This is a genomic window from Sporosarcina koreensis, assembly GCF_042655825.1.
Lineage (GTDB): Bacteria > Bacillota > Bacilli > Bacillales_A > Planococcaceae > Sporosarcina > Sporosarcina koreensis.
This window is the reverse complement of record NZ_JBHSNP010000011.1, coordinates 1-12,164: the sequence shown is the minus strand read 5'-3', so window position 1 is coordinate 12,164 and position 12,164 is coordinate 1. Positions and strand designations below refer to the sequence as shown.

The 12,164-nt window shown below is 43.0% G+C and carries 12 protein-coding genes; 4 read left to right on the top strand and 8 right to left on the bottom strand.

The window, feature by feature from the left end; all coding sequences use genetic code 11:
* Positions 1-69: 69 nt before the first annotated feature.
* Positions 70-1,776 carry a putative bifunctional diguanylate cyclase/phosphodiesterase gene (locus ACFPTP_RS06640; RefSeq protein WP_381443142.1) on the bottom strand — a complete coding sequence of 569 codons (1,707 nt, stop codon included), beginning with the start codon at positions 1,774-1,776 and terminating at the stop codon, positions 70-72.
* 219 nt (positions 1,777-1,995) lie between these two features.
* On the opposite strand from ACFPTP_RS06640, the gene ACFPTP_RS06635 reads away from it, so the two are divergent.
* Positions 1,996-2,463, top strand: a complete 468-nt coding sequence (locus ACFPTP_RS06635) for a YkyB family protein (protein ID WP_381443140.1) — start codon at positions 1,996-1,998, stop codon at positions 2,461-2,463.
* A gap of 167 nt (positions 2,464-2,630) precedes the next feature.
* Here ACFPTP_RS06635 and ACFPTP_RS06630 read toward each other — a convergent pair whose 3' ends face one another.
* The 5 genes from ACFPTP_RS06630 to ACFPTP_RS06610 all read right to left on the bottom strand — a co-directional run bounded on the left by ACFPTP_RS06630 (position 2,631) and on the right by ACFPTP_RS06610 (position 7,177).
* The gene (locus ACFPTP_RS06630) at positions 2,631-3,503 is read right to left on the bottom strand and encodes an NAD(P)-dependent oxidoreductase (protein ID WP_381443139.1); all 873 of its coding nucleotides are present in this window, start codon (positions 3,501-3,503) and stop codon (positions 2,631-2,633) included.
* A 150-nt stretch (positions 3,504-3,653) separates the two neighbouring features.
* Complete coding sequence (locus tag ACFPTP_RS06625; protein WP_381443138.1) at positions 3,654-4,895, bottom strand: hypothetical protein; 1,242 nt, start codon at positions 4,893-4,895, stop codon at positions 3,654-3,656.
* Positions 4,841-6,046 carry a DUF58 domain-containing protein gene (locus ACFPTP_RS06620; RefSeq protein ID WP_381443136.1) on the bottom strand — a complete coding sequence of 402 codons (1,206 nt, stop codon included), beginning with the start codon at positions 6,044-6,046 and terminating at the stop codon, positions 4,841-4,843. The genes ACFPTP_RS06625 and ACFPTP_RS06620 overlap by 55 nt, the downstream gene beginning before the upstream one ends.
* Complete coding sequence (locus tag ACFPTP_RS06615; protein ID WP_381443135.1) at positions 6,046-6,981, bottom strand: AAA family ATPase; 936 nt, start codon at positions 6,979-6,981, stop codon at positions 6,046-6,048. The genes ACFPTP_RS06620 and ACFPTP_RS06615 overlap by 1 nt, the downstream gene beginning before the upstream one ends.
* 16 nt (positions 6,982-6,997) lie before the next feature.
* Positions 6,998-7,177, bottom strand: coding sequence for an aspartyl-phosphate phosphatase Spo0E family protein (locus ACFPTP_RS06610; protein WP_381443133.1), 180 nt, complete (start codon positions 7,175-7,177; stop codon positions 6,998-7,000).
* A 308-nt stretch (positions 7,178-7,485) separates the two neighbouring features.
* Between ACFPTP_RS06610 and ACFPTP_RS06605 the strand changes: the two genes are divergently transcribed.
* Together ACFPTP_RS06605 and ACFPTP_RS06600 are read left to right on the top strand one after the other, a co-directional pair.
* Positions 7,486-7,674 carry a YkvS family protein gene (locus ACFPTP_RS06605; RefSeq protein WP_060210187.1) on the top strand — a complete coding sequence of 63 codons (189 nt, stop codon included), beginning with the start codon at positions 7,486-7,488 and terminating at the stop codon, positions 7,672-7,674.
* A 49-nt stretch (positions 7,675-7,723) separates the two neighbouring features.
* Positions 7,724-8,365 carry a hypothetical protein gene (locus tag ACFPTP_RS06600; protein ID WP_381443131.1) on the top strand — a complete coding sequence of 214 codons (642 nt, stop codon included), beginning with the start codon at positions 7,724-7,726 and terminating at the stop codon, positions 8,363-8,365.
* A 97-nt stretch (positions 8,366-8,462) separates the two neighbouring features.
* Here the strand turns inward: ACFPTP_RS06600 and ACFPTP_RS06595 are convergent, their stop codons facing one another.
* Together ACFPTP_RS06595 and ACFPTP_RS06590 are read right to left on the bottom strand one after the other, a co-directional pair.
* A complete protein-coding gene (locus ACFPTP_RS06595) occupies positions 8,463-8,903 on the bottom strand; it encodes a MarR family winged helix-turn-helix transcriptional regulator (RefSeq protein ID WP_381443129.1) in 441 nt (146 codons plus the stop codon).
* Positions 8,904-8,987: 84 nt separating this feature from the next.
* Positions 8,988-10,082: an ATP-binding protein gene (locus ACFPTP_RS06590; RefSeq protein WP_381443128.1), complete on the bottom strand. Its 1,095-nt coding sequence runs from the start codon at positions 10,080-10,082 to the stop codon at positions 8,988-8,990.
* A 196-nt stretch (positions 10,083-10,278) separates the two neighbouring features.
* On the opposite strand from ACFPTP_RS06590, the gene ACFPTP_RS06585 reads away from it, so the two are divergent.
* Complete coding sequence (locus ACFPTP_RS06585) at positions 10,279-12,024, top strand: B12-binding domain-containing radical SAM protein (protein ID WP_381443126.1); 1,746 nt, start codon at positions 10,279-10,281, stop codon at positions 12,022-12,024.
* Positions 12,025-12,164: the final 140 nt, after the last annotated feature.

Here is a 12,164-nt window from a genome sequence, read left to right as displayed (position 1 = left end):
AAACGACCACTATTACAAAAAGACTCCCTTCTCACAGGATTTGACTGTTGAAGGAAGTCTTACGAATCTTTATGCAAAATACTTTTCCTCTATTTCCGAAGCTGGAACAGCTTTGCTGAATAAAAAACCTTGTGCCTTATGGCAATCTGCTTCTTTTAAGATTTTTGCCTGCAGATCTTTCTCAACGCCTTCTGCAATGACTTGCATCCCAAGATTATGGGCCAGATTGATGATCGTTTTGGCAATCGCCTCATTCTTTTCATCCAGTTCGATGTCTTTGATGAACGAGCGATCGATCTTAATAATATCGATCGGATATTGTTTTAAATAGCTGAGTGAAGAGTATCCTGTACCAAAATCATCAACAGAAATCGTCACGCCGATTTCCTTCAATTTCTGTAAGGTTGAAAGTGTGTCTTTCATATTCATCAAGGCAGTTTCCGTTATTTCCACCTCGAATGATGAAGGATGAATTCCATGCTTTTCGATGATGTTTTTCGCTTTCTCCGCGAATGCGCCGGTCCGAAATTGCTTCGGTGAAATATTGACCGCAATACGGACAGGCCGGAACTGCTTATCCTGCCATTCCTTCAACTGTGCGCAAACGACTTCCAGCACCCAATCTCCAATCGAATGAATCAGTCCTGACTCCTCTGCCATCGGTATGAATTGAGTCGGAGAAACGAAGCCAAACTTCCGGTTATTCCAACGTAACAGCGCCTCAAAGCTGTCAATTTCACCAGTCTTCAAATTCACTTGCGGCTGGTAGTGAAGTTCAAGCTCATTGAACTCGATCGCGCGCCGCAAATGCGCTTCCATTAAGGCGGTGTCAGTGAAAGCCGTATTCATCTCTTCACGGTAAAAACGGTAATGGGAACGACCGCGTTCTTTGACGAACCGAACAGCTTGCTCAGCTTTTTGAAGCAGTTCCTCCAATTCCGAACCATCATCCGGGTAGACCGAAATGCCGATCGAGGACGAAATGAAATATTCCTGATGATCAAAATAGAACGGTTTTGTGAAATCGCTCAAAATCCTTTGTGTAAGTTTTTCCGTTTTTTCGATGGAATGGTTTTTAAGCAAAATCATATATTCATCCCCGCCACTCCGATACAGCTTGGCCGCTTTCGGAATAACCATCTTAATACGTTCTGCAATCATTTTCAGGATTTCATCTGCGCCACTTCTACCGATTGCATCATTGATCGTGTTGAAACGATCCAAATCTAAATGGATTAACGAGAGCATTTCATCACTTCGGAAGGCGTACTCCGCATCAGCTTCAAAGTGCTCTTTCAATGCCCGCCTATTCCATAAACCCGTCAATTGGTCATGATAAGAAAGGAATAATAACCTTTCGTTGTTTTTGTGGTGAAAGGAAGTATCCCGCAAGATCAAGTGGATCTCTTGTATATTCCCCCGTACGGTAACCGGGATCGACTTGATGTATGCAGATAAATATTTGCCACATTTATGGAAAAATTTAATCCCTTCCATTTCAATTGATTCCCCTGAAAATGCATGCGAAAGGAAGTTATTAAAGTGATCAATTTTCTCTTCACCGATCAAATCTATAACGGCACGGCCCGTCAATTCTTTCAAGCGATAGCCGAATGCTTTATGGACAGCGATATTCGCATATGTAATCCGGCCATTCATATTGATTGTAATAATCGGATCCAAATTATGATTGATGACGGACATGTATTTTTGCTCGAATTCCAATCGGGCTTTCCGCTCCAACATCAGTTCATCCTGTAGTCTGTTATTGTCCATGAATGCCTCCATGCATGTCGCTGCTCCTATGTAAAATAATTTTGTTATAGACGCCGAAACAGATTTTTCTACTTTATTTTACAAGTATACCTTCATTTTCGACAAAAAAATAGCCGTTCGCAAAAATTTCGGTTATCTTGTGCGAATCGCTTTGAAAAAGTTTTGGGAACAAGTATGATAGGGTTGAACGAAATGCAACAAACAAAGAGGGGGAATCAATTGAAAAAAGAAGAAACGCTGCGTCAACTCGCCATCGCCATTTATACTGTGAATCGGCATGCGAAAACAGCAACGAATAATCGTGAACTATATACATTAAAAAACAAAGCGATCCAGCAACTGCTACAGTCGGGTGATGCAAAAAAAATCGGCTTGCATTTTGTCGACAATCCTCAGCTTAGCCAGCAAAGCTCCACTGTGCTTGTGAAGTGCAGCGATTTCCTCTTTCATACCTTACCGGAAAAAGGCGACTTCACGTCCCTTCCCCATTTAGGCACGCAAGACCAAACTTTCCGCAATCCGCAAGAGCGAATGAATCTAAAAACCGCCAAGGAATTATTGATTGATTTTGTCGGGGAGCAACAAGCGCCGGCAAAGCCGAGGAAAAAAGCATTCATCCCAAAACGGCCGAGGCCGAAAGTTTCCAATACACAATCGTTTAGATCTTCATATTTGGATGGAAAATAACAAAAGCGGAGGGTGGCGGTTAATTGCGACAGGCATAAGGCAGATTTGCGAAACGGCGATATTTGCCGTACAGCAGAGCTGACTTATGACCCAAGCAATTGCCACCCGGAGTCTAGACGAAAATAAACATATCGCCCCGATAGCATATGCTACGGGGCGATTTCTTTTTATTCTGTCCTATATTGTTTGTATAAAACCTGCGTCCCTTTTTCGCCATATCCTTCTTCGACGAGTTCATTGTACATTTCCTTCGCCAATTGCAGTCCAGGCAACGGCAGCTTCATCTGTTCCGCTTCTGCCAAGGCAATATTCATATCCTTTAGGAAATGCTTGACGTAAAAGCCCGGTTCAAAATCTCCTTTGATCATCCGCGGTGCCAAGTTCGAAAGTGACCATGATCCTGCAGCGCCCGACGAAATGGATTGGAGAACTGTCTCTGCATCCAGGCCAGCTTCCTTTCCATAGACAAGCGCTTCACATACCCCGATCATATTGGTCGCAATGGCGATCTGATTGCACATCTTCGTATGCTGGCCGGCCCCGGCTTTTCCTTGATAGACAATCTGCTTGCCAAACACTTGCAAGAGGGGAAGCACTTCATCGAATGTCCGTTCATCCCCTCCGCACATAATGGAAAGCGTCCCGTTTTGCGCGCCGATATCTCCCCCAGAAACGGGAGCATCGATTGACGTGATCCCCTTTTGCTCCGCATCGGCGGCAATCCGTTTAGCTAATGCTGGACTGGACGTCGTCATATCGATAAAAATCATTCCTTCGCGGGCATTCTGCAGAATCCCGTTCTCCGAATAATAGACTTCTTCGACATCGGAAGGATAACCGACCATCGTCAATACGATGTCCGCATTGGCTGTTGCTTTGCCGGCTGTTTCAGCCCAGCTTGCTCCAAGGCCAACAAGCGCTTCCGCTTTTTCCTTTGTGCGTGTGAAGACAGTCACTTCGTAATCGGCTTTCAATAAATGTTTGACGATGCTGCTGCCCATCACACCGGTTCCGATAAATGCAATTTTCCTTTTCCCCATCTAAACCCCTCCACTTTTTCGCTCTCATGATCCATTATAAGCGTTTTGGACAAAAAAAGGAGGACAGATCCTGTATTAGGGTCCGTCCTCAAAAGGGGGAAATGAGAATGTTGCTGTGTTCAATTATAATGTCCCCCGTTTGAAAACAACTTAAACCTCTTTTTCGAAAAAAGTTTTTTTAATTTGTTCAATCTCTTGAATGAACGTAGAATGCTCTTTTTCGGAAGGTGTGCGCGAGCCATAACGAACGTCATTATAAATTGATAGTATCAAATCATTCTGCTTCCAGCCCATCCGCGAGAACCATTCTTTTACGGTTTCCCCATGCATGCGGCTGAAATTATAATTTTGTGCCTCTTTCTCGAATTGTTCAAAAGTCTTCCTTACTTCATCGCGTGCTGATGAGTAGTCATACATTAACCGGCGCTCCACTTGCGGCTTTTCTCTTTTCCCTCTAAAAGAGAAAGAGTATTTTTCAAGTTGTTCCACATTCTGCTTCTTCCCTTTTCTTCGCATGAGAAGAATCGCTAACGTAATGAGAATGACTAGCGTTAATGCCAACGAAGTGTATTCGAAAATGGAAGATGTCGCTCCGTACGTATGCAGTTCATCTTGCAATTCAAAGTCAATGAACCCACTGTCGGGCTCCTCCATGTTTTCTTCAATAAACTTTTCTCCGCCCGATTTGAAAAACTCAAGGATAGGATCCATCGATTTCCCGAATAGAGTGAGAACGCCTCCAAAGAGAAAGCCCAATACACCAATTATGCCCCTTCTCACAGGATCAAGCGCGAAAAAGACGGCTACAAATACAAGTGCTCCCAATCCGACGATGTAACCGAAAACCTTGCCTGCTTCCCGCACCTTGAAGTTACCTAGTTGCCGGCTGTTCACGGTAACTGAGATCATCCGTATGAAAAAATAAAGGAATGACGTAACGAGGAACAGAATAATCTGCTGCTTCATTAAAACCTCTGGACTATTAAAGGCAAATAGCAATCGTGCCAAGAAGAAAAGAATGACAAACACGATTGTATTCACAGATAAAAATGGCCATCCTTGAATTCTAGACCCGTTGAAATTAGCCTGAATCCTCCACAATACGTAAACAAAGAAAATCAGCACATTCAAAAGCGGCGCGTTAAAAAGCAGCAACGGAGCTGTAATAACCAATGCCAATCCAGCACCATAACCAAGTGAATAATCGCGATTGTAAAACAGGAAAAAGGAGATAATCCCTGCGATGATTGAAATGAGTATCCAAACATAAGGCATGATGGAACCAGTTTCCCCTAAAAAGAAAATGAATAAATAGGATAGGGGGAACATTTCGACAATTAGACGTTCAGATAAGTTGAATCGGTTCCGGTCTCTTTCTGTTGATTGTCCCAAATCCTTTCATTCCTTTCGTGGGAATTGTCCAAGATGACTTCGTAACGTTTCTGCCATTGTTTTGCCAAAGCTTTGACTCGGTTGTTTTCATGGGTGATCAAAACGACAGTCTGCGGAAGCTCCCCATGACTTTCCAAATGCCAAAGCATTTCCTCGTATGGCAATTTCGCATGCTTATCCGATATCTTGGCAAGCATAACCATCACTTTTTGAAATTGCACTTTACCTGATCCGCTTGGCAACAATAAATAAGGTTTTCCTCCGAAACTTCGGATATTAATCGCCACGGAATACGGAATATCATTCTTCATGCAATAGTCCGCATACGATACTAGCCGCTCCAACTTTTTTTCAAAGTCCAAAAAACCTCTGTCTTTCTCAATCGCGTTCATAATAAGAACAACACTTTGCGAACTGACCGGCAGAAATTCCTTTGTTTGCAATTTCTGCATCCGGGCGCTTGCTGTCCAGTGAATCTGATCAAAACGATCAGTCGGTATATAATCCCGTGTACCAATCGGCTGGAACGCATCCATGAACAGTGACTGCTTCTGTTCGGTTTCCCCCGGTTTGTAAGGGGATGACTTCAATTCCCTGCCAAGCGGAGTCACCTTTGGATACACCAAGCTTTGATAATAAATCGGTTCATTCAGCTCCATATTGACAAAGCCATCTCCGAATAAATGTGGAATTTCAAGCATGACCCTTGTCACTCTCGACAATCCACGCTTTTTGCCTTCAAGAGGTATGCGGATTTCCGTTTTTTTATTCCCGCCTATCGCAAATGGCACCGTAAGATCATATATTCCACTGTAATGTTTTTTATTATCCGAGCTAGGTGCTACTGCATCTTCCAAAGAAAGGGTCAACGTTCCATTCCAAATTGGAACAGTTCCATTTTCAAATTCCAAGACAAGTTCTTCCCCATCACCGATTAAAATCCGTTTCTGCTTTGCACGGAATTTAACTGAAAGGCCCTGTCCAACCTTGGAAAAATAGATGTTCTGAAAGGCGAGCATCGCAAACACTGCGGCAAAACACGCAGCTAGCCACACCTGCATATAGATGAAGGCGTACAAGAAAAACATTACGGTGATCGCCATCCCTTGGTGTATCGATCTGAACCCATGTTCATAGCGTATCCACTTCATCAGACAGTCGCCTCAAGCGGTGCCGTGATGGAATTCGTGATCTCATCTAGCACTTCTTCAATAGTTTTCGTCAGTACCCCTTCCGTCGAAAGTTCCATCCGGTGCAAAGCGGCCGGCGGCAGAATGCTTTTGACATCATCCGGAGTGACGTAATCCCTGCCATCAATATAAGCTTTCGTCCTCGAAGCCTGAAGAATTGCAAGCGCGGCACGGGAACTTAAGCCAAGTTCCAAGAAAGGATGTTCTCTTGTCGCCCTTACTATTTTCAATATATATTTTTCAATATCCTCATGGACCGTCACTTCCGAGGCTTCAGCTGCCCATGTTCCGACCGTCCCAGCATCGATGACAGCCGCGGTCATGATCTGTCCAGGGTTCTTGCCGTATTGCCGCAAAATTGCATGTTCTTCTTCAAAAGATGGATAATCGATAGTTAACTTGAACAAAAACCGATCCAGCTGGGCTGCTGGCAAAGGAAACGTTCCTTGCTGGGATTCAATCGGGTTCTGGGTTGCAATTACCATAAAAGGAGTCGGCAACGACAGCGTTTCCCCATCGATCGTCACCTGTCTTTCTTCCATCGATTCCAATAGACTTGATTGGGTACGGGGAGTCGCCCTGTTAATTTCATCCGCCAATAATATATTAGTTGAGACCGGACCTGCTTTCAGGATGAACTCCTGGGATTGCGGGTTAAAATAACGGATGCCTGTCACATCGGACGGCAAAACATCCGGAGTGAATTGCACACGCTTGAAATCTCCTTTGAATGCATTCGCAAAACTTTTGGCCATCATCGTTTTACCGGAGCCCGGCACACTTTCCAGCAATACATGCCCTTGTTGTAATAACGCGATGAGCATCAAGTCGAATTCTTTCTCTCTTCCGATAACCGCTTGGTTCAATTCTTTTCGAAAATCTTTTATTGTTACCAATAGTACCCCACCCTTTCTATTTCTCTATCCATTCCATATGCTCAGGCATCTCTTCTAGGGAATTATATTCATTGATCAAACGATCGAGCACTTCACTTATTTTCAAAGTTTCCATTGAAGATAAGCCTTTTTGGCCCGCCACGGTGATCAATTCCTTGCGCGTTGACTCAATTTCAACTTCCAATATCTGTTTCATGCGCAATACCTCCCGAGTGTAGATATACCTAAAAGATAATTATACATGATTCTATACTGAAAAAGAAATTCAATTTACTACATTTTCCGATAAAGTGAAACTTCAATCATTTGAGAGGGGTTTTCACCTATTGATTGTTAGTTGAACCAATCGGGCTTTAACTGGCAGTTGACCTCCCACTAAGTGGGAGTCGTACTGCCAGTTAAAGCGGGACAAGTGAAAACGCTTTTTTTAATATGAAACACTTTACGTCACGGCTTTTTTAAGGCAAACTATAAAAGATAATCTGTTTAAGGAGCTGTTTCATTATGAAAATCGCAGAAGTTGGAAATATTATAGAGTTTAAAGATGGCTTGCAAGGAATTGTAGAGAAAGTGAATGAGAACTCTGTAATCGTCGATTTGACGTATATGGAAAATTTCGATGAACTGGAACTGGAAGAAAAGACTGTTGTTAATCATAAACGCTATACAATCATCCATGGCAGCGACGAATGAAACATTTCCCAATTTCGTTCGTCCAATAAATGAATAGGAGGGATTTTCAATGAAATTCAATTGGAAAATGGTATGCACAGGATTTGCGGCTGCGATTCTCCTTACAGCTTGTGGCACTGATAACGCGGAGCAACAGGAAGGATCAACGCCAAATGAACCGGGACAAGTTGTCGATGAGACAAACGGCAGCTCGACGGATGGGACATCAACTGACACCGGTACAGACACTGCAGGTGAAGGCGCTGAAGATTCCGCTGCTGATATGTCGGATGCTGTACTGACGAAAAGCGACGCCCAATCATATGCGATGGAAGTATTGCCCGGATATACGTTAACAAGCGAAGAGCCTGGACGGGATAGTTTGTACGCAGACGATGAGCCGAACGCTTTTATGCGAATTGAAACTCAACCTGCTGAAGATGGATCATATGATTATTTATTGGATAATATGCAGGATGTATTGATAGCGGCGAGCAATGGAGAAGAGCCCGAAGAATTGACGGATGTTTATTCGGATGCTGCTGATAAAGGAATCGAGAATGCTAAAGCGTTCAAGGTCGATACGGAAACTGGACCTGTTACAGGCGTTGTATTTGAAAAAGACGGCATGGTCGTGAGATTGACGTTGTTCGACAATGCTGACGAAAAATACAAAACTGATTTCTTGAACATGGGACAGACGATTCAATAACCAAGCGGAGGGCGCTTTCTCGGCGACCGAAGTCTAGTCGGATACCAAAATAAACGCCGAACAGGTCATGCCTGTTCGGCGTTTTGTATGATTCCAATTATGAAAGATTCTTAATCGATAATCCTAACTTTCTCAGTAACTCGATTGCCGTATCCTGCTCTGATTCGGAAAGGGCGGACATCAACTCACTGATTTTCTCTTCGTGAGACGGGAAAATTTCCTCGATCAATGCCTTGCCTGCAGCAGTGATGGACATATAAGTTATCCTTTTATCTTCCGTACAATACACACGTTCGAGAAGCCCTTTCTTTTCGAGCTTATCAACGACATACGTCATTGACCCACTGCTAAGCAATATTTTTTGCCCGATTTTTTGAATCGGCTGCCTTCCTTTGTGGTATAAAAGTTCCAGGACAGCAAATTCTGTAGGATTCAGTTTATAGGATTCTATTAGTCTATTCGCCTCTTCCAGGACAACCTTGCTTGCTCTGGAAAGGACGATGAATAATTTCAAAGCTCGTTCTGTATCTTTTTCCATAGTTCGGATCCACCTCTTGTTCTCCTGTCAACGACTCGACACTATTATAGCTACAAATGGACGAATGTGTCAAAACGAATCGGTTCAAGAGACGATGGACCGCTTGCTTGTTATCGTATTTATTGCGCCTTCTTTAGCCTTAGGGAAGTTCAATGTGAATTTCGTACCTATATCGACTTGACTTTCCACAGCGATCGTTCCGCCATGGTCTTCTATAGCTTTTAGGACGAAAGGCAGCCCCAGCCCTGTTCCGCCAGGCTTTGAGCTAAAGAAAGGCATGAACACTTGGCTCACTTGATGGCGAGTCATCCCTTTTCCCGTATCTGTAATGGAGAGGACCAGTTTTTCGTCAGACTCTGACAAATGGATGGAAAGCTTCCCCCCGACCTGCATCGACTCCAATGCATTTTTAAATAAATTCAAAAGTACTTGCTTCATTTTATCCGGATCGCCGAAAATGAGTGGATTACTGCTCAATTCCGTCTGCTGAACAACTTCTATTCCCTCCATGACCGCCTTTGGAGAAAGTATTGAAACCATGTCCCCGACCAACACTTCCAGCGAGAAGATGGATTTCTTCTTTTCGGACGGTTTTGAGAGGACAAGCATTTCCCCTAGAATGTTTTCCATTCTTTCGATTTCATCCTCGATAACAGAAATATAGCGGATTGAATCCTCGGTAGCCGATACTTTCAACAGTTGGGTAAATCCCTTCAATGTTGTAATCGGGTTTCTAATTTCATGGGCAATGCTTGCCGCAATTTGTCCGACCGCGGATAATGAACCCGAATGCGCTAATTGCACTTGGAGGTTCTCTTTTTCGGTAGCGTCCGACAACTGAAAAATAAACATATCTGTATCATTGTCATAGTAGGTTGTTATATGATAATATCTTGTATCGTCCGCTGATCTTTGATAAGTTGTTATGGATTGGACACAGCGATGCTCCTTCACCTTTGCAAGGTGATCTTGAATTGGTTCATTTTTGTCCGGATCGACGATGGCTAACACTTCTGCGATGTTACGTCCGATCAGTTCATCCCTCGTTTGATTGATAAACACTGAATGCATCTCATTCACATCAATGATTTCGCCAAAAGGATCCACTACCAACAAAAAATTTGAAGAGTGTTTGAATGCATTGTAGTATATTTTAAGATTTTTATCGAAATCACTCAATTTGATACCTCCTGTGCCTATTACCAAACAGTATGTGAAACGACAAGATTTCATGCGGACGAAACCTTTTCAATCGCACTTTAATTAAATAAAGCACCCTCAATTCTGATTATTTCATATTATCTGTCGTAATAAAATGGTACAAAAAGACTAAAATTTTCATCCGTAATAAGTATTATATCAAAGGAGCAGGCATATGAACATAGTCCTAACAACATTAAATGCAAAATATATTCATACGAATCTCGCTATTCGTTATTTGAAATCATTTGCAATGCCAGAATACGAACCGATACTGGCGGAATATACAATTAAAGATCCGACTTTAAATATTGTATCAGATATTTATCAAAAAAAGCCAAATATTGTCGGATTCAGCTTGTACATATGGAATATTGAAGAGTCCATCAAGGTCATCAGAACCTTAAAGAAAACGAATCCGGACCTGGTCATCGTTGCCGGAGGACCTGAAGTGACGTATGACTTTGACAAATGGTTGGAAAAAGTTCCTGAAATCGATTTCATCGTCATCGGTGAAGGAGAAAGGACGTTTAAACAACTGCTCGATTACCACGCGGGTAAAATCGGCATCAATGAAGTACAAGGGGTCGCCTATATGGAAGATGGCAAGTTGAGATCGACAGCACCAGGACCAAAGTTGGACTTGCGCGAGCTGCCATCCCCTTTCAGATTTCCCGAAGATGTCCCCCATCTCGCCAATCGGGTGACATACATCGAAACAAGCCGAGGCTGTCCGTTTTCTTGTCAGTTCTGCCTATCTTCCATCGAAGTCGGTGTCCGGTATTTCAACCGCGATTCGGTAAAAGATGACATCCGTTACTTGATGAAAAATGGTGCGAAAACAATCAAGTTCGTCGACCGCACATTCAATATTAGCCGAAGCTATGCGATGGAGATGTTTCAATTCCTCATTGATGAACATTTGCCGGGAACAGTCTTTCAATTTGAAATAACCGGCGACATCATGCGTCCGGAAGTCATCAACTTCTTGAATGAGAATGCCCCTGCCGGCATTTTCCGTTTTGAAATCGGCGTCCAATCGACAAATGATTTGACGAATGAACTTGTTAAACGGAGACAGAATTTCGAAAAGCTCTCAAGAACCGTCAATATGGTAAAAGACGGCGGAAAAATCGCACAGCATCTTGATTTGATAGCAGGTCTCCCGGAAGAGGATTATGATTCATTCAGAAATACATTCAATGATGTGTTCGCAATGCGTCCTGAAGAGCTGCAATTAGGTTTCCTCAAGCTATTAAGAGGGACTGGTTTACGCATTCAGGCCGAACAATACGGCTATACGTACATCGATGAGGCACCATACGAAATATTATCCAATAATGTCCTCACATTCGATGACATTCTACGGATCAAGCAGACCGAAGATGTCCTAGAAAAGTATTGGAATGACAATCGAATGCCGCGTACAGTTGAATATCTTGTATCGGAAGTGTTTGAAACGCCATTCGACTTCTTCCAGCAATTCGGCACATTCTGGGAAACGATGGGCTGGTCCAGAATCGGTCATCAGCTTCAAGACTTATACACGAGACTAGAGGGGTTCCTCCTCGAATACGGGAAAGCGGATATGAAAATCGTCCGCAGTCTAATGAAAATCGATTATCTGGCGCATCATACATTCCAACCTCGTCATATTTGGTGGAATGATGATATGGAACCGGATACGTTGGCTGCGATCGAACGGGCAGTGTTGGATGATAAGGTGCTACTTGAACAAATGGCGACACCTACGCGACTGACCGAGAGAAATATCCGGAAGCATACATTCATCACCCCTGTGTCCGTAAAACCAACGGACATTTATGAACATGGTACAGAAAAAGAAGACGGTTATCTTGTCACATTCTTCTGCAAAGGACAACCACCTCAATTTCATTTTCTTGAAAAAGTGGTAGTTTAATTAACAAAAAGCATCTTCCCTCTTGCTTTGAGGAATGGGCTAACCTGAATTTTTGAGACAATATAAAACACCTTCGGAGTGGTACACTTGTAAAAAGTACTAACATCGGAGGTGTTTTTGCGTGGGCAAAAACGTTTATT

Excerpts from the sequence above, each read along its gene's own strand:
- ACFPTP_RS06610 (WP_381443133.1), bottom strand. The coding sequence starts at position 7,177 with ATGAAACAGATATTGGAAGTTGAAATTGAGTCAACGCGCAAGGAATTG.
- ACFPTP_RS06640 (WP_381443142.1), bottom strand. The coding sequence starts at position 1,776 with ATGGACAATAACAGACTACAGGATGAACTGATGTTGGAGCGGAAAGCC.
- ACFPTP_RS06600 (WP_381443131.1), top strand. The coding sequence starts at position 7,724 with ATGAAATTCAATTGGAAAATGGTATGCACAGGATTTGCGGCTGCGATT.
- ACFPTP_RS06585 (WP_381443126.1), top strand. The coding sequence starts at position 10,279 with ATGAACATAGTCCTAACAACATTAAATGCAAAATATATTCATACGAAT.
- ACFPTP_RS06595 (WP_381443129.1), bottom strand. The coding sequence starts at position 8,903 with ATGGAAAAAGATACAGAACGAGCTTTGAAATTATTCATCGTCCTTTCC.
- ACFPTP_RS06605 (WP_060210187.1), top strand. The coding sequence starts at position 7,486 with ATGAAAATCGCAGAAGTTGGAAATATTATAGAGTTTAAAGATGGCTTG.
- ACFPTP_RS06630 (WP_381443139.1), bottom strand. The coding sequence starts at position 3,503 with ATGGGGAAAAGGAAAATTGCATTTATCGGAACCGGTGTGATGGGCAGC.
- ACFPTP_RS06620 (WP_381443136.1), bottom strand. The coding sequence starts at position 6,046 with ATGAAGTGGATACGCTATGAACATGGGTTCAGATCGATACACCAAGGG.